Origin of the sequence: Corynebacterium falsenii, from assembly GCF_020099275.1 — a bacterium.
In the GTDB taxonomy this organism is placed as follows: Bacteria; Actinomycetota; Actinomycetes; order Mycobacteriales; family Mycobacteriaceae; genus Corynebacterium; species Corynebacterium falsenii.
The window spans coordinates 25,443-45,550 of the sequence record NZ_CP083646.1; the positions used below are offsets into that span (position 1 = coordinate 25,443).

Consider the following 20,108-nt stretch of genomic DNA (forward strand, 5'->3'; position numbering starts at 1 on the left):
GGGATCACTTCTGTGTGCCAAGAGACTAGTTATCGGGGGCGCACCCATGTGGGGCATAAAAAATCCCCGCCCACCGAAGTGGACGGGGATGAACTGTGCAGCATCACAGTGCGACTATCGAATGCATCGATAGCGCTGAGGTGTATTACGCCTCGGTGGTGGTGCCGCCAGCGTTCTCGATCTTCTCCTTAGCGGAGCGGGAGAACTTGTTAGCGGTGACGTTCAGCTTCACGCTGATGTCGCCGTCGCCGAGGATCTTCACCGGCAGCTTGGGGCGAACCAAGCCAGCGGAGACGATGTCTGCGATGGTGACGTCGCCACCATTGGGGAAGGCCTTCTCCAGGTCGGAAACATTCACAACCTGGAAAGGAACCTTCGCCGGGTTCTTGAAGCCCTTGAGCTTCGGCAGGCGCATGTGAAGTGGCATCTGGCCACCTTCGAATGCGGCCGAAACCTGCTTGCGGGCCTTGGTGCCCTTGGTACCACGACCGGCGGTCTTACCCTTGGAGGCCTCACCGCGACCCACACGGGTCTTCGGCTTGTTGGCGCCCTTGGCGGGACGGAGGTCGTGGAGCTTGATTGGATCGCTCATAATTCCTACTCCCCTGCCACTTCTTCAACCTTGACCATGTGGCGCACGGTGTTGATCTGACCGCGGACGACCGGGGTGTCCTCGCGAACAACCTCTTGTCCGATGCGCTTCAGGCCAAGGGAACGCAGCGACTCACGCTGCTTCGGCTTCGTTCCAACAGTACCCTTTAGCTGGGTAATCTTCAGTGCCATGGCTTAAGCCCCCTGTCCTGCAGCACGTGCGCGCAGCATAGCGGCAGGTGCAACTTCATCGAGAGACTTGCCGCGGCGTGCAGCAACCTCTTCTGGGCGAACCAGCTGCTTCAGGCCAGCAACGGTGGCGTGAACCACGTTGATGGCGTTGTCGGAGCCGAGGGACTTGGACAGGATGTCCTGCACGCCTGCGCACTCCAGAACCGGGCGGGCAGCGCCGCCGGCGATCACACCGGTACCGGGGGCAGCGGGCTTCATCATGACGATGCCTGCTGCGGCCTCACCCTGAACCGGGTGAGTGATGGTGCCGTTGATCATGGGCACGCGGAAGAAGTTCTTGCGAGCTTCCTCCGCGCCCTTCTGGATTGCGGCGGGAACTTCCTTGGCCTTGCCGTAGCCAACGCCCACCATGCCCTGACCATCGCCCACGATGACCAGTGCGGTGAAGCTAAAGCGACGACCACCCTTGACAACCTTGGACACGCGGTTGATGGTCACCACGCGCTCGATGTACTGGTTGCGCTCGTCCTGCTGCTGGTTGCGACGATCGTTGCGGCCACCACGGTCGTTGTTGCGGTGGTTGCGATCGTTGCGCTCGTTGTTGTCGTTGTTCTCGGCGGAGCGTCCGCCGTTACGGTCACGTCCCGACATCACGCGTTCCTTCCGTTGGTGTTGTTAATGGTGTTGATCATTAGAACTTCAGACCACCTTCGCGAGCGGCGTCGGCCAGAGCGGCGACGCGGCCGTGGTACTTGTAGCCAGCGCGGTCGAAGACCACAGCTTCAATGCCAGCAGCCTTGGCGCGCTCGGCGATCAGCTGACCAACCTTGGCACCGCGTGCCTTCTTGTCGCCCTCCATGGCGCGCACGTCGGCTTCCATCGTGGACGCTGCGACCAGGGTGTGGCCTGCAGTGTCGTCGATGACCTGTGCGCTCATGTGGCGGGAAGAGCGGTGCACCACGAGACGCGGGGTCTCGGGGGTACCGGAAAGGGTCTTGCGGATACGGAAGTGACGGCGTGCGCGTGCATCGCGACGGCGGGTGGAGATGTCCTTGCCCACCGGGAGACGCTTGCCGGACTTGTTGGATGCAGTGTTGCTCATTACTTACCCGTCTTTCCGACCTTGCGACGGATCTGCTCACCCTCGTAGCGGATGCCCTTACCCTTGTAAGGATCATCCTTGCGGAGGCGGCGGATGTTCGCTGCGATCTGGCCGACCTGCTGCTTGTCAATACCGGTGATGGAGAACTTGGTGTTTCCGTCAACCGCGAACGTCACACCTTCCGGTGCTTCGATCAGGATGGGGTGAGAGTAGCCCAGAGCGAACTCCAGGTTCTTACCCTTAAGCTGCACACGGTAACCAACACCGAAGATTTCCATCTTGATGGTGTAGCCCTCGGTCACGCCCACGACCATGTTGTTGATCAGGGAGCGGGACAGGCCGTGCAAAGAGCGGTTCTTGCGGTGATCATCGGGGCGGGAGACAACGAGCTCGTTGTCTTCCTGTGCCACGGAGATCGGAGCCGGAATATCCTGGGTCAGGGAACCCTTCGGGCCCTTGACCTCGACACTCTGGCCATTGATGGTGACGGTGACGCCAGAGGGAACGGCCACCGGTGCCTTGCCAATACGAGACATGGTTAGACCTCCTCTTACCAGACGTAGGCGAGGACTTCTCCGCCCACGCCCTTGTTGTTGGCCTCACGGTCGGTCAGCAGGCCCTGAGAGGTGGAGATGATAGCCACACCCAGGCCGCCGAGAACCTTCGGCAGATCGTTGGACTTTGCGTAAACGCGCAGACCCGGCTTGGAAACGCGGCGCAGACCGGCGATGGAACGCTCACGGTGCGGGCCGTACTTCAGCTCGATGTCCAGCGTCTTGCCAACCTTGGCGTCATTGACGGTGTAGTCAGCAATGTAACCTTCCTGCTTCAAGATCTCGGCGATGTTGGCCTTGATCTTGGAGGAAGGCATGGAGACAGAATCGTGGAACGCGTTGTTGGCGTTCCGCACGCGGGACAGCATGTCCGCGATAGGATCAGTCATGGTCATGTTTGGTGACCTAGTGCCTTTCTTGTTGCGGTTCCCATCTCACCCATATCAGTGGCGTGTACCGCGCGCTGATGGCCACTCACGCCGCTCCATGCTCAGTAGCATGGGCCGCTCGCTGCCAGTTGCCGCACGGCCGCTTGGGGCAAGGGGCCTACAACAAAGTTGATGTACAAGTTCGTTTCCCCACGTCACGCGCGGGGACACACTTCCGTGGTCAAATTAGCCACAAGAAGACTGAACAAGCCTAGCAACCAGCGCAAACTAGTACAAATCCCGCTCCCCGAACCACTCGGAGCATTCGTTCATTCCGACGCTGGACGATCGCGACACTGTGGCAACTCGCTGTGATACTGCACTGGACACTGCGGCACAGCGTTGACCGTAAATAATGTAGGCAGCGGTAGGTACTAGACAGTAAGTACTAGTAGGTAGCAGTAGATAAGGACCCCCAATGGATCAGAACAGCACTAATTCCAGCACCACCGGCGCATCGAATCCGGCCAGCAAGAAGGGAAAAGGCAGCCCCGAGGAGATGCTCAAAGCCCACGAGTGGCTAGCGCAGGTCGCCGATATCCTTGACCTCCCTCAGGAGGTGCAGCGTGATGGCGTCAAACCAATACTCGACCTCACCAAGGACGTGGCGCACAACCGATCACGCCCGTCTGCCCCTGTCACGGCGTTTTTGGTGGGACTTGCTGCGGGACTGAACAGCGCGGACCGGTCGCCGGAGGCGTTGCAGGAGGCCATCGAGCAGGCCCTCGCCCCCGTCGCCGAAGCCGCCCGCTAAGCCCCGGTGAGGTCCCAATCGGGCCACCGGCGCAGGCACGAGAAAATTGCTATGACCCTAGGTTGGTGTCGCACGAGGCGTATAAGCTAGTCACCATGACGAGCCTCCAGAACCAGCCCACCGCAGAACGCAACGAGGCCGGCAACCCGGTTAACCCCACCGCGAACCGGTTTGACCACCCCAAGGTCTCGAAGAAGAAGGACACCGCAGCTGGCTACAGCGCTGTTTTCCACGCGATGACGCACGCGGTTCCCAACCGCGGCCTGCTGCCCCTCATCACGATGAACAAGCCGGGCGGCGTGGACTGCCCCGGCTGCGCCTGGCCCGAGCCCGATCACCACGACCTGAACATCCAGGAATACTGTGAAAACGGCGCCAAGGCCATCGCGGAGGAAACCACCTCCGACCGAGCTGACCGCGACTTCTGGGCTCGCTACACCATCGAGGAGCTCCGCGAAAAGACCGACCACTGGCTCGGCAAGCGCGGCCGCATCACCGAACCGATGCTCTACGACCGTTCCAGCGGCGACGAGCACTACCGGCCCGTGTCCTGGGAGCGCGCCTTCGAGATCATCCGCGATCAGCTCACCACCACCGCGCCGGAAGAGGCCGTGTTCTACACCTCCGGCAAGGCCAGTAACGAGGCGGCGTACGCCTACCAGCTGCTGGCTCGCCGCATGGGATCGAACAACCTGCCGGACTGTGGCAACCTGTGCCACGAAACCACCGGCACCGCACTGAGCGCCACTCTGGGGCTCGGCAAGGGTTCGGTGACCATCGACGACATCCACACCACCGACCTGTTCATTTCGGTGGGCCAGAACCCGGGCACGAACCACCCGCGCGGGCTGACTGCGCTTACGCGTTGTAAGGAAAACGGCGGCAAGATCATCGCGATCAACCCCATGCCGGAGGCCGGGCTCATGCACTTCCGCGAGCCCCAGGAAGCCGCTACCCTGCTGGGCCGGAAGCACAAGCTCGCCGACCAATACATGCAGGTGCGCCTCGACGGCGACCGCGCTCTCTTCCAGGCGGTCAACAAGGAACTGATCAAGCGAGACGCCCTCGATCACCAGTTCATCGAGCGTTTCACCTCCGGGTTCGAAGAGACGAAGAAGCACCTTCTCAGCCTGGATGATCGCGAGCTGGAGGTGGCGTCCGGGATAAGCCGCAAGGAAATCCTGGCGATGGTCGAAAAGATCGTCGACGCCGATACGATGGTCATTTCCTGGACCCTCGGTGTGACGCAGCACGTGGATGCTGTCGCCACGATCCAGGAGATGGTCAACACCCTGCTGCTCACCGGCAACATCGGCAAGCCCGGTGCCGGCACCGCCCCGCTGCGTGGGCACTCCAACGTGCAGGGCAACCGGACCGTGGGCATCTGGGAGAAGATGCCGGAGCACTTCCTACAAGCGCTGCAGGATCACTTCGGCTTCGATGTTCCCCGCGAGCACGGCCACGACACCGTGGATTCCCTGCGCGCCATGCGCGATGGCAAGGTGAAATTCTTCATGTCGCTGGGCGGCAACCTGGTGCGCGTGGCCTCCGATACGGGCGTGGTGGAGCGCGGCATGGCAGCCAACGAGCTGACCGTGCACCTGTCCACCAAGCCGAATGGTTCGCACGCCTGGCCGGGCGAGAAGTCGCTGATCCTGCCCGTGCGGGCTCGCACGGATAAGGACATGCAGGCCGGCGGCCACCAGGGCATCACTGTGGAGGATTCGGTGGGCAAGGTGCACATCTCGTACGGTCACCGCACCGCCAACGACGACCTCGATCTGCGCAGCGAGGTGGACATCATTTGCTCCATCGGCCGCGAGACCTTTGGGGATGATTTCTGGCAGCCGATGATCGACGACTACGGCGTGATCCGCGATCACATCGAGGCCACCATTGCCGGATTCGAGGATTACAACCGCAGGCTGGAAAAGCCCGGCGGGTTCTACCTACCCAACGGCCCGCGGGAGCGCACCTTCAACACCGATGATGGCAAGGCACACATCACGGTGAACCCGGTGAACGCCGTGCAGGTGCCCGAGGGCCACTTCATGATGAACACGGTTCGCTCGCACGACCAGTACAACTCCACGATCTACGGCCTCAATGACCGTTACCGCGGCATCAAGAACGGCCGCCGCGTGGTGTTCGTCAACCCGCAGGACCTACGTGAGCAGGGGCTCAAGGATGGCGACATGGTGGATCTCGTGTCCGAGTGGCACGGCGAGGTGCGCCGGGCACCGAACTTCCGTGTGGTGGCTTACGACCACGCCCGTGGCTGCGTGAGCACCTACTTCCCCGAGGCCAACCAGCTCATTCCGCTGGATCACACGGTGAAGGGGTCCAACACTCCGGTCTCGAAGTCCACGATCATCCGGATGGAGCCGCTGGGCAAGACTGCCAGCGATATGCCCGAGATGGCCGCTGCGGACAAGTAGGCCAGCTGCTGTATGGGCAATCGTTTGACGGCGAACAGCCGCGTAACAAAGGTGCGGCTGGAGCCGGCTGCTGAAGGCTCAGTGCAGAACCCGGCGCAGAACCCGGTGCAGGTCTCGGTGGACACGCGGGCGGACTCCCTGGCCGTGGAGGAACCACTGCAGATCCGCGTGGATGGCGAAGACTTCACCACCACGATGCGCACGCCTGGCAACGACTTCGAGCTGGTGCACGGTTTGTTGCATGCCGAAGATGTGATTCACGACCGTGATGACGTGGTGACGATGCGCTACTGCGCCGGGGCCGTGGGCCCTGGTGGGCAGAACACGTACAACACCATCGACGTGGAACTGCGCCGATCGCAGCCATCAGATTCTGCGGGTATCCCCCTACCGCTGCTCAACCAACCAGTGTTCGACCAGGCCGAGTTCGACCAGCCCACGCAGGGCAACTCCGCCGCGCTTCCCACGCGCAACGTCATCACCACGTCCGCGTGCGGTATCTGCGGCACCACGTCTATCGAGGATCTGGTGAAGCGCCGCCGCTACCCCATCCGACCCGTCCGCCCGGAGGCGGAGTTCGTGGTCAGCCTGCCGGAGAAGATCCGCTTTAGTCAGAAAGCGTTCCGGCGCACCGGTGGAATCCACGCGGCCGGTGCCGTCAGCGGCGATGGCGACGTGCTCCTCGTCAGGGAGGACGTGGGCCGGCACAACGCCGCCGACAAGGTGATCGGAGCGCTGCTCATGAACGATCAGCTGCCTGCGGAAGGCCTGTACTTGGTCATGACTTCGCGCGCGAGCTTCGAGCTGGTGCAAAAGGCCGTGCTCGCTGGCTTCTCTGGACTCGTCGCCGTCTCCGCGGCAACCTCGCTGGCGGTGGACCTTGCCAAGGAGACTGGGTTGTTCCTCACGGGCTTCACCCGCGACAGCCGGTTCAACCTCTACTCGGGCTCGCTGGCGTAGACCAACCTTCAGACCTCGGCTGACTCGTCAACCTAGCCTGAGAAGCACGAGCAAAGGTAGTGAGGTGCAAATAATGATCATCAGAGTCAAGGCCTGGTCCCATTTTTAGGGTCGTTCCTTGCGCTCAATCGCCTAATTCTTGAGTCAGAACTTCGCGAGCCGTAGGCGCTGGACACCTTACTTCCTGCAGTCATCGGCGATTCCTTTGGGGAAGCTGCAGTTTTTCCTGATCCGGGAGCACCACTATCGCCGCCGCTGCTGCCCCCATACGGCGCGTGGCTAGTGCTCCCTGCGAACACGCTTCGCCTCCAGCCCCCTCTTTACCCACGTGGCGGCTGGCTTCCCAGAAACAGCCCTACCCTGCCCAGAGTTTCCTCATCCTGTTCCCTTGGTACACACCCCAGACTCCCTATGTTGTTAGCAATGAAATCGGGAATCTCTAACAGCCTTATCCAACAGTCGCTCATTACCTTTCGTCTTCAAGCAGTTGGACAACTCAACCGCCCCAACTGTGAACTAGGCGCCAGAATTCTCTGGTTGTCTCACCTGCTAGGAAGGGATTCCTTTCATGTCAATCATGTCAACCACCCGCACCAAGGCTGCAGCGATCATCGCTGCAACCGCAGTTCTTGCCTCAGGTGGCGCAGCAACTGCGTGGGCCGCAACCCCCGATGCACAGCAGAGCACCCAGGCCTCCGCTTCGAGTAATGGGAACCAACAGCACCAACACGGACACCACAAGGGATTCGGCAACCAAGGAAAGGATAACGCGGAGCTAGCCTCGAAGCTTGGCGTTGACCAGAACACCCTCAACGCCGCGCTGCAGAAGGTTCGCGACGAACACAAGAACGACCCGAAGCCAGCCAAGGACCAAAACCTCACCCCCGAACAGCACAAGCAGCAAGAGCAGCAACGACGGGAACAGTTCAACAAGGATCTCGCCGCAGCTCTCAACATCGACCAGAGCAAGGTCGATGCCGCCATGACCAGCCTCCAACAGGAACACCAGGCCGCGCACTCCAACAACGCAGCCCAGTCGAACCAATCCAAGCAGGCTAGCTAACCTGCTTGCGGTTTTCCCAGTTCATCCACACCGTGCCTGACTCGATCTTTCGAGCGGGCACGTTGTGCGTTCTCCGGTGTCTCAGCAGATGCTCATGGCAGAGGGAAGGCACGCCTCGGCTATCTCACACCCCACTGTCCAGCCACGCGTTGATCCCGCCATCCATGTTGCGCAGGCCCTCCACGCCCGCCGCCGCGAGGATCTCAATAGCCTCCCGCGAACGCACGCCCGCCGCGCAGTACACCACCACATCGCGTCCGCGCCGCAGCTCGCTCTTCAGCTCTGCGACCAGCCCCTCGGGCACGTCCTGGCGCAGCCCGCTCAGGGGCACCAGCCGCGCCCCCGGAATGTGGAACGCATCGTATTCGCCCTGTTCACGGACGTCTATCAGCAGCTCGCCTTCTTCGTTCGACGCCACCAGCGCCTCCCCCACCTGCACCTCCTCGTGGGTGCTCACGGGCACACTGCCTTCCGGGGTCGCCAGCTCGATGTACTCCCACCGTCCGCTCATCCCGGAAAGATAAGCGATCACGCCCACCAAGGGCTCGCCCACTCCCCCGAGGATCTTCACGGCCTCTAAGGCCATCGCGGTGCCGACCACTCCCACGAGAGGCCCCAGCACGCCTGCCTCTGCACAGCTCGGCACAGCCCCCGCCGGCGGGGCTTCGGGGAACACATCCGTGTACACCGGACCATGACCCTGCCAGAAGACGGAGAGTTGGGCGTCGAACCCAAGGATCGAACCCCAGATATGAGGAACGCGTGCACGGGAGCAGGCCGCGGAGGTGGCGTAGCGAGCGGGGAAGTTATCGGTGCCGTCGAGGACCACGTCGGCGGTGGCGATGAGGTCGTCCGCCGTGGCGTCTGTGATCCGGGCCTGAACTGCGGTGATGGTGATGTGGCTATTGCGCTGGCGCATCTGCTCGGCGGCGGAGTTTACCTTCAGCTCGCCGATGGCGGTTTCCGTGTGGATGATTTGGCGGTGGAGGTTGGAAAGCTCCACGGTGTCGTCATCGATAACGGTGATGTGCCCCACCCCTGCGGCCGCGAGGTACAGCAGCGCCGGAGCGCCCAGGCCACCGGCGCCGATGACCACGGCATGCGAGCGGGCTAAGCGGCGCTGGGCCGCCATGCCGAAGCCTTCGAGGGTGAGCTGGCGGCGGTAGCGGGCGATCCACTGGGCATCGGGTGATGCTGTACTGTTGTCATTATTGTTCTTGCCCATTACAGCCCCACCCACACGGTCGAGCCATCCGCCATGTCCTGTTCCTTCCAGATCGGTACCTCAGCCTTCACCCGGTCGGCGATCTCCTCAGCGGCGGCGAACGCGGGGCCTCGGTGCGCGGCGGCCACGACCACAGCGAAGGCCAGGTCCCCGATGCGCAGCGGGCCGGTGCGGTGTGCGGCCCACGCGCGAACCTCGGGATGGCCGGACACCACGGACTCCACCACCTCGCGCATGAAGTCGGTGGCCTGCGGATGGGCGGTGTAGGTCAGGGCCGTCACGGCCGCGCCGCCATCGTGATCGCGGACGATGCCCTCGAAGGTCACGAGCGCCCCCATGGCTTCGGTGGCGGTGGTGCGCTTGGCGTCTGCGAGCAGGGGTTCCAGGGGAGCGTCGGTGACTTCGGCGTGCACGACCACGCCGGTCTGCTTGGCCACGTACGCGGGGTCGGTCACGTGTGCGGGATCAGTCATGGTTCGTGTTCCCTTCCAGCATCGCCACAATGTGCTCGATAAGCGGCTCCAGCACCGCCAGGCCGTCCTTCACGCCCCCGGTGGATCCCGGCAGGGTCATCACGAAGGTCCGCCCCACGGTGCCAGCCACCCCGCCGGAGAGCACGGCGGTCGGCACGCTCTGCGCCCCGCGGCGGAAGAACTCCATCATCACGCCCGGCAGTTCCTTGTCCAGGTAGGGGCGCACGGTTTCCACGGTGCGGTCATCCGCGGCCAGGCCGGTGCCGCCGGTGGTGAGCAGAATGCGCGGCAGCCGCGCAGGATCGGCGAGGCGTTGCCCCAGGTAGCCGGGCATATCCTTATCGGCCACGATGATCGCCTCGGGCACCTCGAAACCGCGGTCGCGTAGCCACGCTACGGCTAGCGCCCCGGAGCGATCCTCGTACTCCCCGCTCGCCGCGCGGGTGGAGGCAACGATCACCTCGGCTGTGCGTTGACGATCCGGCGCACTAGACACTCCAATCCCCCGACTTCCCGCCAGACTTTGCGAGCACGCGCACATACGTGATCTCCGCGTGCTTATCCACGGCCTTGATCATGTCGTAAATCGTCAGCGCCGCCGTGGTCACCGCCGTCAGCGCCTCCATCTCCACACCCGTGACTCCCCTGGTCTTCACTGACCCTTTGATCGCCACGGAATCCTCGCCGCGCTCAAAGTCGATGGTGATCTTGCCCAGCGGCAGCGGGTGGCACAGCGGGATGATCTCCGGTGTCTTCTTCGCCCCCATGATCCCGGCCACGCGCGCGACGGGCAGGGCATCGCCCTTCGGCAGGTCGGCGTCGAAGATCATTCCGATGACCTCCGGTGTCGTGCGCACCGTGGCGGTGGCCACGGCGGTGCGGGAGGTCTCCTTCTTCTCCGTGACGTCCACCATGTGGGCGGAGCCGTCGGCGCGCACGTGGGTCAGTTCGGTGGGCGAGGTGGGCGCGGTGGGCGAGGCGGATTCGGGCATGGTTGCTCCTGTTGGACGGCAGGTTTTTCACCCCTACCGTACACGCGCGCGGTGGGTCGCTAGGCTGGTGCTCATGGTTACTATCCGGTACTTCGCCGCCGCCCGCGCTGCCCGTGGCTCGGCCTCTGAGCAGGTGGAATGGCAGGGTCCCCTGGCGGATCTGCTCGAGCGTCTCGGAGCCGAGCACACCCAGCGCACGGCCGGCGGTCTCACGCTGGCGGGGATCTTCCCGCGCTGTTCCTTCCTGCTTAATGGCACCCGGGTGGATGCTGATGCGCAGGTTCAGCCCGGCGATCAGCTGGACGTTCTGCCCCCGTTTGCCGGAGGTTAGGCCCGTGCTGCATGCCATCATCGTGGCCGGTGGCCGCTCCAGCCGCATGCGCACATCGGCGCCCGTGGGCACCCCGGCGAAGCCGTTGTTGGAATTTTTATCCGACGCCACACCCCTGCGCCTCATCGACCACTGCATCGGTAGCGCCCGGGATGTTCTTCCCGAAGGAGGCCGGTGCGTGGTGGTCGGTCCACCGATGGATTTTCCTGGCAACGTTGAGCGGGTGCGGGAGGAACCGGTGTGGTCCGGCCCGGCGAGCGCCATCGCCGCCGGGGTGCGCCAGCTCGAGGGGGACGGGGCCCGCGAGCGCGACGCGCGGGTGCTCATCCTCGCCGCCGATGTGGTGAACCCTGCCGCGGCGATCGCCGCCCTGCTGGAAGCGGCTTCTGAGAACCCCGGAGCACAGGCGTGGGTCGCCGAGGCTGATGGCCACCCGCAGCCGCTGCTCAGCCTGGTCGATGCCCAGGCCACAGCCGCGGCCTTCGCAGGCGTGCGAGGTGGCTCGATCCGCGCAGTCTTCGACACGCTGGATGTGTGCCCGGTTCCGCTCAGCGCCGAGGTGTCGCGCGATGTGGATACGTGGGAGCAGGCGCAGGCCGCTGGAATCGGCATGCGCCCCGGCCCGGCTGAGTGGACGAGCGCCCGCGATCGCGTCGCCGCCGTCGCGGAGCGACTCTACCTGGACAGGACGGCCCGGGCGATACCTATGGCTCCTGGTGTGGGGCGGGTTGTGGCGTCGGATATAGAGTCCCCGATGAACGTGCCGCACTACACATCGTCGGCGATGGATGGCTACGCGGTGGCCGGTCCGGGGCCGTGGGAGCTGCTGGCCGAGCCGTCCGAGGGCGTGCAGGGGCGCAACATCCACCGGACCGGCGGGACGCTGCGCGAGGGCCAGGCGCTGCCGGTGCTCACCGGATCACTGCTGCCGGAAGGCGCGGATACGGTGGTGCGCAGCGAACATTCCGAGGTCCGCGATGGCGAGTTGCGGCTTCTCGATGGCATCACGGTGCGCACCGGGGCTGATATCCGGCACGCAGGCGAGGAACTGCACGCCGGAGAGGTCCTGGTGACGCAGGGGACGCTGCTGCAACCGCGGCATCTCGCACTACTGGGCGCATGCGGCGTGGATTCGGTGCCGGCGCTGCCTGCGCTGACGGTCGATCTGGCTTTCTCCGGCAACGAAGTGACTACCTCTGGGATTCCGGGGCCGGGTGAAGTGCGCGATGCGTTTTCGGGATCGTTCCCGGCGCTCGTGGAGCAGCTGGGCGGGACGGTGCGCAGTGTCACTCGGCTGCGCGACGATCCGGAGCAGGTTGAGGGATGGCTAGAGTCTGCGGAGGCAGACATCGTGGTGATTACCGGCGGGTCGGGACACAGCGGCCAAGACTTCGCGCGGCGGTTCATTACGGAGACTGCGGATGTGGTGCTGGCGGAATCGGTGCGATGCGCGCCGGGGCATCCCACCCTGCTGGCGGCGCGGGAGCGTGGCTCGCGGATCCAGCTCATCATCGGCGCGCCGGGCAATCCGTTGGCCGCGCACGTGGCGCTGCATTCTTTTCTGGAACCGGCGCTGGCCGTGGCCAACGGTGGCGAATTCCCGGCGACAGTGCCCTACGTTGTCGGCGAGGCGATCCCGGCGATCACAAAGCAGCGCACCCGGTTGATCCCGGCGCGGGTGGTGAAGAATACAGAGCGACAATGTACGGCCATCCCCATGACCCGCACCAATTCACACATGCTTAGCGGCTACGCCCACGCCGACGCGCTACTCGTGGTTCCAGCCACGGGTGCACCAGAGGGCGCAGTGGTTCCGGGGCTGCCGCTGGGCTAGGTGGTGGAGCGGGGCTCCTACCCCAATTCGCAACCCAGAGCACCTACTGGCGGCCGGGTATCCGACGGCCACCGGCACTGCGACAGCGGCACATCAATGGTGACCCGTTCACCATCCCGGCCTGCGTACTGACTCTGTGAAGGGCCATGACTGTAGTCGAGGAGCACTTCATTCGTCTGCCGCGAGCTTTGGCGCTGTCCGTCACCGCTCGTCGCGGTCACGGTTTGCGGGCTATCGAGCTGCAGGAAGACGATGTTCGTCCCTGGTAAGACTGAGTTCGGGTAATTGGGATCGTAGGTCGATGCGAACTGTTGCATCGTCATGGAGCGAATCACTCCGCTGAAGCGGTGCTGCCCGGGTGCCACTGCGCTGCCCCCGCCGCCCTGAGCCCCCTGGGCTTCCGCGGTCCCATCGCCACCGCCGGCGACGCCCTTCGCGTAGATGTACACGTGGGCATCATTACCGCCGGTGCAGTGAACCGTTTCTTTCCCTGAGCAGGCCATATCGTAGGTCAACCCGGTGGACGGGGAGCTCGCAGTCACGGTCACGTCCGTCTTCCCGGTCTTCACCCATTGCCTCACGAACTCACCGTGGACATTCTGCGCGAAGCCTTCGGTGGTGTTCGCACCCGCGGAAAAGCGGGGATAGTCGCTCTCGGAACGCTGACCTTGAGAGTCCTCGGCCGGCTTCACGCTCGGCGATGGCTTGGAGCTCGAGCTGCTGCTAGCCGGAGCCGAAGCCCCCTCCCCGCCCGACGACCCGGAATCGCTGCATCCCGCCAGAATCAGCGCCGCCGCACTGAGCGCAGACACTGCCACGAGCGGGGTATGAAATGGCTTTTCTTTTCCTGCCATGGTGATTTCCTCCATTGTGCCTATTCGATCGCAATCCGATTGCAACAATCTTTCGACGCACACTCTTCCCCCTTCACTTTAGGCAGAATTCCGCGAAAATCTTTGAATTCTGGCCGACTCGATTTAGTTTCCAATGATCGACGCCACCAGCCTCCCCTGCACCACACCACGTAGGGCTCAAACGTGTGCTCTCCCCCGGGAACGCCGACGAGGCTGCCATTTCACTCGAAGCAGCAGAAGGGCGTTTCGAATCCACCGGGGCTTTTCCTCGTCCGATGAATACGTCCCCACAATGGTGCACGGAATTCCCAACGGAAAAGCTCACGAACGGCATGCTGAAAATAGCACCGTTGGGCCTGGGATCGGTCAGCAGCACTAACACCCCCGTTCTTGCTGTTTTCTTGCATCCCTAAGCTCTGCCCGCGCGCTCTGCAGCTCTGCCCGCGCCGCTTCCAGCTCCTCTTTCAAGGCCCGGATATCCGCCCGGTACAGGTCGATCCGCTCGTCCACCTGCTCTTTGTCCCACCGCGGCTTGATGTGCTTCGTGCAATTGCGATCCGCCGCAACCACGTCCACCACCATCGCCCTCAGCACCTTCGAGCGGATCTCCCGATCCCCCAGATCCCGCAGCGTGGCCACCAAATCCGGATCCTCATCCAGCTCCACCACCTTTGCGTGCCCGAACACTTTCAGGCGCGTGCGGGTGGGATAGTCAATGAAGAACATCGCCACCCGCCCATCGCGGTCCACATTTCCCGTGGTCACGTACTGGTTGTTCCCCGCCATCTCCAACCACCCAAGCTGCCGCTCCCCCAGCACGTGGACAAACCCGCGTGGCCCGCCGCGGTGCTGCACGTACGGCCACCCAGCGCCGGTCACCGTGGACAGGAAGAAGGAATCCGCCCCGCGAATCAAGGCCAGGTCGGCCGGGTCGAATTCAAACGGTCCGACCCGTTCGGGCAAGGTGGTGCCGATGGACGCCTGGCGGCGTCGGACGAAAGAATCGTAGGCCAGCTGCTCATAGGTAGTCACACACCCCAGCCTAAAACCCAGCCCACGCCCCAGGGGCCGGTTACGCTAATCGCGGTAGCCCTGCGCGCCCGCGTTCTCCCCGCGGTTCAGCCACGCGTACAGCGAGCCAATCAGCACACCACCGCCCAGCAGATTGCCCAGGAAAGCCATGCCCCAGTTCGTCAGCACATGGGCTGGATCCAGGTGCGGCAGTCCGCCATCGATGGTGAAAAACGACAGCGAGAACAGCGAAAAGTTCGCGATCAAGTGGTCCAGGCCCAGCACCACGAAGATGCCGATGACAAACTGTGTGAAGAAGAACTTGCCCGCGTAGTCCTTGATCAGCAGGCTGCCCACCACGGCCATGTTGACCACGAAGTTCGCGGCCGTGGCCTCGAGGAAGATGCCCGTCGGGGTCTTCGTCAGCTTTCCCTCGGTTAGCGTGCCCAGCAGGTGATCCGGCCCGATGCCTCCCAGCTTCGCGGATTGGCCGATGATCACGGCCACGAGAATCGCCCCCACCAGGTTAAACACCGTAGTCACCACGATGATGAGCAGCGCCTTCGGCCACGAGAGCTCCCGGCGTGACGCCCCGAAGCACATAAACATCATCGTGCCCGTGGCCAGCTCCGCGCCGAGTAGCAGGATCGAGGCCAGACCGATGAAGAACAGCATCCCGAACACGAACGCGCCCGTACCCGGCGCGACCTTCTCCGCGGCCGCACCGCCCACCGCGGCGAAGGCAGTGCCGAGCGTCAGATACGCGCCCGCAAGGATCGCCCGCACGCTGTAGCGCGGAAGGTCGTGGGTGAACAGCCCCGTTTTCTTGCGGGCGGCTTTCGTCGCCGCTTCGTTGAACGCGCCCGCGGGAATCTCGCGCGGCTGGGTGGGGGTCGTCTCGCCCATGGTTGCTCTCCTCACGTCTGGGCCCGGCATGCCAGTGTTAGCCGTGAGTCATTGTAAACGTTTGTGCCCTATAACCAGTACGTTTCCACAGATTCGCCCTCCCGAACGAGGGTGTCCGCGGGGATCCGCAGCAGCACCGTCGCCGTCGCTGATTGCGCCAGCAGATGCGATCCACGCCCGCCGATCGGCCGGGAGCGCAGTGTTCCTTCTTTGTTCTCGACGCCGCCACGCACGAAACACTCCCGCCCCGCGATGCCCTGCACATCCTCCCCGGCAATGGTGGTGAACGGGGGCTGCGCCTCCCCCAAGGTCGGCGCGACGAACAGGCGGAAACTCACCGCCGTGGACACGGGGTTGCCCGGCAGGCAGATCACCGGGGTGTCGCGGAAAGTGGCGAGCCCTTGCGGCCCGCCCGGTTGCTGGCTGACGTGGCCGAACCATCCGCCATGGGGTTCCAGCACCTGGCGGACGACCTCGAACTTGCCGTGGCTGATGCCGCCGCTGGTGATGATCGCATCGGGGCGGTATTCGCTGATGGCGCTGGTCAGCGCCGCTTCCAGTGCCTCGGGGGAATCGGAGGTGCTGATGTGTGCGGCCACCTCGATATGGTGGCGGTCGCAGAGGGCGGCGAGCATGGGGCCGTTGGCGTCTGGGATCTGGGCTGCGCCGCTGCCGCCGATCTCCTCGCCACCGGTGCAGATCACCACTCGGGCGGGCCGCAGCACGGGCAGGTCCTGCACCCCCAGCAGTGCCGCCGCGCCGACAGTGCGGGCGTTGACGCGGTGGCCTGCGGGGAAGAGCTCCGCACCTTTCGCCAAGTCGCTGCCGGCGCGGCGGATGAACTGCCCGCGGTCGGTGGCGGGTATTCGGACGTTCCCGCCGGTCACGAACTCGGGTGGGTCACAGCGTTCCACTGGGACGATCGCTGCGGTACCCGCTGGGATGCGAGCACCAGTCATGATCGGTGCGAGGTGGGTGCTGATGGCGTCGGGATAAAGACGAGAAGGATCCGCACCGGCGGCGATGGTGGGGCCGACCGGGAAAACCCCGCCGGACAAGTGTTCTGCGGACAGGGCGTAGCCGTCCATCTGCGAGTTATCGAATGCGGGGGAATCCTGGGGCGCGGCGACTGCGGCGGCGAGGGTGCGGCCGATCGTGCGGGATGCGGGGAGGGTCACCACGGGGCGCGGGCAGAGCTCGCGGAGTGTGCGGCTGACTTCGGCGAGGTGCTCCTCGGGGGTGCGGGTGTGGCTCATGATGTCCTTCCTACACTGCTTATTCTGCTCGCTGTGCTCGCCCTACTTACTGCGCTGATCACGCGCACGGCCACCACCGCAGCGATGACGAAGAGGTAGATGCCCAACAGCAGGATGCAGGCCCCGAGGGCCTGGTCCATGTCGCCGGAGCTCAAGCCCAAGGAGACGAGCAGCGGGATGGTGCGGGATTCCCCGGCGATATTGCCCGCGAAGGTGATGGTGGCGCCGAACTCGCTGAGGGACCGGGCGAAGCTCAGCACCGCGCCGGTGGCCATGCCCGGCGCGGCCAGCGGAATCACGATGTGGCGCAAGGTCTCGGTACGGCTCGCGCCCTCGGTGGCGGCGGCTTCCTCGAGGCGGCGGGGAATGGCGGCTAGGGCGGTGACGGTCGTGGCGACGAAAAAAGGCAGAGACACAAACACCTGCACCATCATCACACCCAGGGTCGTGTACGCCAGGTGGATACCCACCGAATCCAGCCAACCGCCCACGATGCCGCGGCGACCCCAGAAAAAGATCATCGCGAGACCCGAGACCACCGGGGAGAGCACCAGCGGTGCGTACACGAGCAACTGCACGGCGGCCACGGCGGCTTTCGAAAAGCCCGATAGCGGACCCGATCCGCGGCGGTCCGCCAAGGCGAACCACCGGCGCAGCCACAGCGACAGGGGAAAGCCCAGCACCACGCACACCACCGTGGAGACGGTGGCGGTCACCAGCGAGAGCACGAAGGCCTGCCGAGCCTCCTGCGTGCTCACCAGCTGCGGCACCTGCGACCACGGGATCGAGGCGACGAGTCCCACCAGCGGTCCGGCCACCACAAGCAGGCCCACCACCGCGAAGGGCAGCAGCCAACGCGGCGTGGCGAGATTGCGGGACTTCACGGACATGGCGGACGCGACAGGCATGGCTGCTAGGTGGCCGGGGTGAATCCGTAGCGGGCGAGGATCTGCTGGGCGGTGTCCGTGTTCAGCCATTCGGTGAAGGCCTTGGCGGTGGCGTTGTCCCGGCCGCGGGTGGTGAGCGCCACGGGGTATTGGTTGGGTTCCACGCCGTTGATATCAATGGCCGTGACTCCCTTGTCTGCCTGGGCTTTCACGTCGGTGGAGTACATAAAGCCGGCATCGACCTCACCGGTGGCGACCTTCGTGGACACACTGGCCACGTTCGGTTCCTCGGAGGGTTTGTCGAGCGTAATGCCCTTGGCCTCTAGGGCACTGTGGGCGATGGTGCCGCAGGGCACCTGTGGGGCGCAGATCGCCACGCGCTTGCCGGAGAGATCCTCGATGGAGTTGATGTGCCCCGGGTTGCCCTGCGGCAATGCGAGCACCAGGGTGTTCGTGGCGATGACGTGCGCCTGCGCCCCCTCGAAGTCCTGGGTAGACAGCGCCTTGGTCATGTTCTTCTGGTTCGCGCTGATGAACACGTCCGCCGGTGCACCCTGCTCGATCTGGCGCACGAGGTCGGAGGATCCGCCGTAGCTCCACGTCAGCGAGGCATCGGGATAGGCGGCGGTGAACACTGCGGTGAGCTCGTCTCCCACTGGTTTCATCGAGGCGGCCGCGAAGATGGTGGCGGGCCCGGACACGGCGGCGCGTTCGGCGCTGGCAGTGCTGGGATTACTGCTGCCGTTGCCGCTTTCCTTGCCACTGCCATTGTCCTCGCTGCTGCAAGCCCCGAGCCCCGCGATGGCGAGCGCCAGCACCGCCACGAGCACGCCGATGCGCAGAATCCACACGAGCAGCTGCCGCTTCTGCGTCGAGGCATCGGTGCGTTGGGGGTTGTCGGGAGTCGGGGTCATGGGGTGGGCGTGTCCTGCCTTGTCTCGGGGTCGTGCCGGGTATCCCTGGCACGGCCATCAGCAACGTGGTCTAGCATGGAAACTCACTCTGGTGTGAGGTCGTTCGTGTTCCCACTCTATCCAACGCGCGCGACCGATCTACCGACTGTCAGCCCACCCACCATCAGCCCATCGTCGATCCGCAGGAGGTGTTCCCGCCGTGGTATCTCCCACCGCCCCTCGCCTCCTCGCCGATCAGTTTGGCCGCGTCGCCGACGACCTGCGCATCTCCCTGATCGACAAGTGCAATCTGCGTTGCACGTACTGCATGCCCGCCGAAGGCATGGAGTGGCTGCCCACCGGCGACCTCCTCACCGCCGAGGAAGCCGTGCGCCTCGCTGACATCGGCGTGCGCACCTTCGGAGTCAAAGACATCCGGTTCACCGGTGGCGAGCCGCTGGTCCGCAAGGACTTAGCGGACATCATCGCGGGAGTGCGCGAGCTGCACCCGGGTGTCTCCATCGCGCTGACCACCAACGCCCTCGGCCTGGATAAGCGCATCGATTCCCTCGTCCGCGCGGGCCTGACCCGCATCAATGTCAGCCTCGATACGATCCGCCGCGACACGTTCGCGACCATCACTCGCAGGGATCGGCTGGACCAGGTTGTTTCTGGTATCGACGCCGCCAGGCGCGCCGGCCTCGCGCCCATCAAAGTCAACGCGGTGATGATGCGCGGCCTGAACGACGGCCAAGCGCCCGAGCTGCTGCAGTGGTGCCTCGACCGCGACCTTCAGCTGCGCTTCATCGAGCAAATGCCGCTGGATGCCGACCGGCACTGGGCCCGCGAGAACCTTGTGAGCGCCCAGGAGATCCGCGATTCCCTGGCCACCCGCTTCGATCTCAGCCCGCACCCGGCGCCGCGCGGGTCGGCACCGGCGCAGCTGTGGGACGTGCGGCGCACTACAGGCGCCGACACCGCTGCAACAAACGAGACAACAGACACGGAGGTCCTCGGCCAGGTCGGCATCATCGCCTCGGTGACGGAATCATTTTGCGCTGCGTGCTCCCGCACGCGCATCACCGCCGATGGAAAGATCCGCACCTGTCTGTTCTCCCAGACCGAAACGGATCTGCTGGGATTGCTGCGTGGTGGGGCGTCGGACGACGAGATCGCCGATACCTGGCAGGCCGCGATGTGGAACAAACCCCGCGCGTACGGCAGCAACGAGGTGACGCTGAACTCGCCGGAGTACGTACAACCGGAGCGCACCATGAGCGCGATCGGCGGCTAGGCTCGGCCACCGCTTTAGGGGTCTGAACCGGGCCTGAACCGGACTCGTAGCGGGGTTATGATCGAGAAGT

At 64.4% G+C, this 20,108-nt stretch carries 23 protein-coding genes; 7 read left to right on the plus strand and 16 right to left on the minus strand.

Going from position 1 to position 20,108, the window contains the following annotated elements:
- Nucleotides 1–145: 145 nt before the first annotated feature.
- From rplO to rpsH, 6 genes are read right to left on the minus strand one after another with little or no spacing between them, the layout of a single operon-like run.
- Nucleotides 146–592, minus strand: a complete 447-nt coding sequence (rplO, locus tag LA343_RS00125) for a 50S ribosomal protein L15 (RefSeq protein ID WP_025403543.1) — start codon at nt 590–592, stop codon at nt 146–148.
- A 5-nt stretch (nt 593–597) separates the two neighbouring features.
- Nucleotides 598–783: a 50S ribosomal protein L30 gene (gene rpmD, locus LA343_RS00130; RefSeq protein ID WP_025403544.1), complete on the minus strand. Its 186-nt coding sequence runs from the start codon at nt 781–783 to the stop codon at nt 598–600.
- Nucleotides 784–786: 3 nt separating this feature from the next.
- On the minus strand, nt 787–1,434 hold the full coding sequence (rpsE, locus tag LA343_RS00135) for a 30S ribosomal protein S5 (RefSeq protein ID WP_025403545.1): 648 nt from the start codon (nt 1,432–1,434) through the stop codon (nt 787–789).
- A gap of 40 nt (nt 1,435–1,474) precedes the next feature.
- Entirely contained in the window at nt 1,475–1,885 is a 411-nt protein-coding gene (rplR, locus tag LA343_RS00140) for a 50S ribosomal protein L18 (RefSeq protein WP_025403546.1), read from the minus strand.
- Entirely contained in the window at nt 1,885–2,421 is a 537-nt protein-coding gene (gene rplF / locus LA343_RS00145) for a 50S ribosomal protein L6 (protein ID WP_025403547.1), read from the minus strand. The genes rplR and rplF overlap by 1 nt, the downstream gene beginning before the upstream one ends.
- A 14-nt stretch (nt 2,422–2,435) precedes the next feature.
- On the minus strand, nt 2,436–2,834 hold the full coding sequence (gene rpsH / locus LA343_RS00150) for a 30S ribosomal protein S8 (RefSeq protein ID WP_025403548.1): 399 nt from the start codon (nt 2,832–2,834) through the stop codon (nt 2,436–2,438).
- Between the two features lie 451 nt (nt 2,835–3,285).
- Here rpsH and LA343_RS00155 point away from each other — a divergent pair, with 451 nt between their 5' ends.
- The 4 genes from LA343_RS00155 (at nt 3,286) to LA343_RS00170 (ending at nt 8,082) form a co-directional block, all read left to right on the plus strand.
- Nucleotides 3,286–3,621, plus strand: coding sequence for a DUF6457 domain-containing protein (locus tag LA343_RS00155; RefSeq protein ID WP_025403549.1), 336 nt, complete (start codon nt 3,286–3,288; stop codon nt 3,619–3,621).
- A gap of 95 nt (nt 3,622–3,716) precedes the next feature.
- Complete coding sequence (locus LA343_RS00160; RefSeq protein WP_025403550.1) at nt 3,717–6,059, plus strand: FdhF/YdeP family oxidoreductase; 2,343 nt, start codon at nt 3,717–3,719, stop codon at nt 6,057–6,059.
- Nucleotides 6,060–6,071: 12 nt separating this feature from the next.
- Entirely contained in the window at nt 6,072–7,019 is a 948-nt protein-coding gene (gene fdhD, locus LA343_RS00165; RefSeq protein WP_025403551.1) for a formate dehydrogenase accessory sulfurtransferase FdhD, read from the plus strand.
- A gap of 568 nt (nt 7,020–7,587) precedes the next feature.
- Nucleotides 7,588–8,082, plus strand: coding sequence for a hypothetical protein (locus tag LA343_RS00170; protein ID WP_025403552.1), 495 nt, complete (start codon nt 7,588–7,590; stop codon nt 8,080–8,082).
- Nucleotides 8,083–8,206: 124 nt separating this feature from the next.
- On the opposite strand, the gene LA343_RS00175 is transcribed toward LA343_RS00170, so the two are convergent.
- Genes LA343_RS00175 through moaC form a run of 4 tightly spaced genes read right to left on the minus strand, consistent with a single transcriptional unit; the run spans nt 8,207 to nt 10,772 of the window.
- Nucleotides 8,207–9,307 carry a ThiF family adenylyltransferase gene (locus tag LA343_RS00175; RefSeq protein ID WP_025403553.1) on the minus strand — a complete coding sequence of 367 codons (1,101 nt, stop codon included), beginning with the start codon at nt 9,305–9,307 and terminating at the stop codon, nt 8,207–8,209.
- Complete coding sequence (locus LA343_RS00180) at nt 9,307–9,780, minus strand: molybdenum cofactor biosynthesis protein MoaE (RefSeq protein WP_039910983.1); 474 nt, start codon at nt 9,778–9,780, stop codon at nt 9,307–9,309. Before LA343_RS00180 ends, LA343_RS00175 begins: the two co-directional genes overlap by 1 nt.
- Nucleotides 9,773–10,276: a MogA/MoaB family molybdenum cofactor biosynthesis protein gene (locus tag LA343_RS00185; protein ID WP_025403555.1), complete on the minus strand. Its 504-nt coding sequence runs from the start codon at nt 10,274–10,276 to the stop codon at nt 9,773–9,775. The genes LA343_RS00180 and LA343_RS00185 overlap by 8 nt, the downstream gene beginning before the upstream one ends.
- Entirely contained in the window at nt 10,269–10,772 is a 504-nt protein-coding gene (moaC, locus tag LA343_RS00190) for a cyclic pyranopterin monophosphate synthase MoaC (protein ID WP_025403556.1), read from the minus strand. The genes LA343_RS00185 and moaC overlap by 8 nt, the downstream gene beginning before the upstream one ends.
- A gap of 73 nt (nt 10,773–10,845) precedes the next feature.
- Here moaC and LA343_RS00195 point away from each other — a divergent pair, with 73 nt between their 5' ends.
- On the plus strand, nt 10,846–11,103 hold the full coding sequence (locus tag LA343_RS00195; protein ID WP_025403557.1) for a MoaD/ThiS family protein: 258 nt from the start codon (nt 10,846–10,848) through the stop codon (nt 11,101–11,103).
- A 4-nt stretch (nt 11,104–11,107) separates the two neighbouring features.
- Nucleotides 11,108–12,937 (plus strand): molybdopterin-binding protein, encoded by a 1,830-nt coding sequence (locus LA343_RS00200; protein WP_025403558.1) that lies wholly within the window; start codon nt 11,108–11,110, stop codon nt 12,935–12,937.
- Between the two features lie 17 nt (nt 12,938–12,954).
- Here LA343_RS00200 and LA343_RS00205 read toward each other — a convergent pair whose 3' ends face one another.
- From LA343_RS00205 to modA, 6 genes are all read right to left on the minus strand, one after another.
- Entirely contained in the window at nt 12,955–13,791 is an 837-nt protein-coding gene (locus tag LA343_RS00205) for a hypothetical protein (protein ID WP_144084523.1), read from the minus strand.
- A 375-nt stretch (nt 13,792–14,166) separates the two neighbouring features.
- The gene (locus LA343_RS00210) at nt 14,167–14,823 is read right to left on the minus strand and encodes a pyridoxamine 5'-phosphate oxidase family protein (protein WP_025403560.1); all 657 of its coding nucleotides are present in this window, start codon (nt 14,821–14,823) and stop codon (nt 14,167–14,169) included.
- Nucleotides 14,824–14,868: 45 nt separating this feature from the next.
- Entirely contained in the window at nt 14,869–15,708 is an 840-nt protein-coding gene (locus tag LA343_RS00215; protein WP_025403561.1) for a formate/nitrite transporter family protein, read from the minus strand.
- A gap of 68 nt (nt 15,709–15,776) precedes the next feature.
- Nucleotides 15,777–16,964 (minus strand): molybdopterin molybdotransferase MoeA, encoded by a 1,188-nt coding sequence (locus LA343_RS00220; RefSeq protein ID WP_025403562.1) that lies wholly within the window; start codon nt 16,962–16,964, stop codon nt 15,777–15,779.
- Nucleotides 16,961–17,854, minus strand: coding sequence for an ABC transporter permease (locus LA343_RS00225; RefSeq protein WP_025403563.1), 894 nt, complete (start codon nt 17,852–17,854; stop codon nt 16,961–16,963). The genes LA343_RS00220 and LA343_RS00225 overlap by 4 nt, the downstream gene beginning before the upstream one ends.
- Nucleotides 17,855–17,877: 23 nt before the next feature.
- Nucleotides 17,878–18,765: a molybdate ABC transporter substrate-binding protein gene (gene modA, locus LA343_RS00230; RefSeq protein WP_052337587.1), complete on the minus strand. Its 888-nt coding sequence runs from the start codon at nt 18,763–18,765 to the stop codon at nt 17,878–17,880.
- A gap of 199 nt (nt 18,766–18,964) precedes the next feature.
- Here modA and moaA point away from each other — a divergent pair, with 199 nt between their 5' ends.
- Nucleotides 18,965–20,038 carry a GTP 3',8-cyclase MoaA gene (gene moaA / locus LA343_RS00235; RefSeq protein ID WP_025403565.1) on the plus strand — a complete coding sequence of 358 codons (1,074 nt, stop codon included), beginning with the start codon at nt 18,965–18,967 and terminating at the stop codon, nt 20,036–20,038.
- Nucleotides 20,039–20,108 lie beyond the last annotated feature (70 nt).

Excerpts from the sequence above, each read along its gene's own strand:
- rplF (WP_025403547.1), bottom strand. The coding sequence starts at position 2,421 with ATGTCTCGTATTGGCAAGGCACCGGTGGCCGTTCCCTCTGGCGTCACC.
- rpmD (WP_025403544.1), bottom strand. The coding sequence starts at position 783 with ATGGCACTGAAGATTACCCAGCTAAAGGGTACTGTTGGAACGAAGCCG.
- LA343_RS00180 (WP_039910983.1), bottom strand. The coding sequence starts at position 9,780 with ATGACTGATCCCGCACACGTGACCGACCCCGCGTACGTGGCCAAGCAG.
- moaC (WP_025403556.1), bottom strand. The coding sequence starts at position 10,772 with ATGCCCGAATCCGCCTCGCCCACCGCGCCCACCTCGCCCACCGAACTG.
- rpsH (WP_025403548.1), bottom strand. The coding sequence starts at position 2,834 with ATGACCATGACTGATCCTATCGCGGACATGCTGTCCCGCGTGCGGAAC.
- fdhD (WP_025403551.1), top strand. The coding sequence starts at position 6,072 with ATGGGCAATCGTTTGACGGCGAACAGCCGCGTAACAAAGGTGCGGCTG.
- LA343_RS00175 (WP_025403553.1), bottom strand. The coding sequence starts at position 9,307 with ATGGGCAAGAACAATAATGACAACAGTACAGCATCACCCGATGCCCAG.
- modA (WP_052337587.1), bottom strand. The coding sequence starts at position 18,765 with ATGACCCCGACTCCCGACAACCCCCAACGCACCGATGCCTCGACGCAG.
- LA343_RS00205 (WP_144084523.1), bottom strand. The coding sequence starts at position 13,791 with ATGGCAGGAAAAGAAAAGCCATTTCATACCCCGCTCGTGGCAGTGTCT.
- LA343_RS00220 (WP_025403562.1), bottom strand. The coding sequence starts at position 16,964 with ATGAGCCACACCCGCACCCCCGAGGAGCACCTCGCCGAAGTCAGCCGC.
- LA343_RS00160 (WP_025403550.1), top strand. The coding sequence starts at position 3,717 with ATGACGAGCCTCCAGAACCAGCCCACCGCAGAACGCAACGAGGCCGGC.
- LA343_RS00225 (WP_025403563.1), bottom strand. The coding sequence starts at position 17,854 with ATGTCCGTGAAGTCCCGCAATCTCGCCACGCCGCGTTGGCTGCTGCCC.
- LA343_RS00195 (WP_025403557.1), top strand. The coding sequence starts at position 10,846 with ATGGTTACTATCCGGTACTTCGCCGCCGCCCGCGCTGCCCGTGGCTCG.
- rpsE (WP_025403545.1), bottom strand. The coding sequence starts at position 1,434 with ATGTCGGGACGTGACCGTAACGGCGGACGCTCCGCCGAGAACAACGAC.
- rplO (WP_025403543.1), bottom strand. The coding sequence starts at position 592 with ATGAGCGATCCAATCAAGCTCCACGACCTCCGTCCCGCCAAGGGCGCC.
- LA343_RS00215 (WP_025403561.1), bottom strand. The coding sequence starts at position 15,708 with ATGGGCGAGACGACCCCCACCCAGCCGCGCGAGATTCCCGCGGGCGCG.
- LA343_RS00155 (WP_025403549.1), top strand. The coding sequence starts at position 3,286 with ATGGATCAGAACAGCACTAATTCCAGCACCACCGGCGCATCGAATCCG.
- rplR (WP_025403546.1), bottom strand. The coding sequence starts at position 1,885 with ATGAGCAACACTGCATCCAACAAGTCCGGCAAGCGTCTCCCGGTGGGC.
- LA343_RS00170 (WP_025403552.1), top strand. The coding sequence starts at position 7,588 with ATGTCAATCATGTCAACCACCCGCACCAAGGCTGCAGCGATCATCGCT.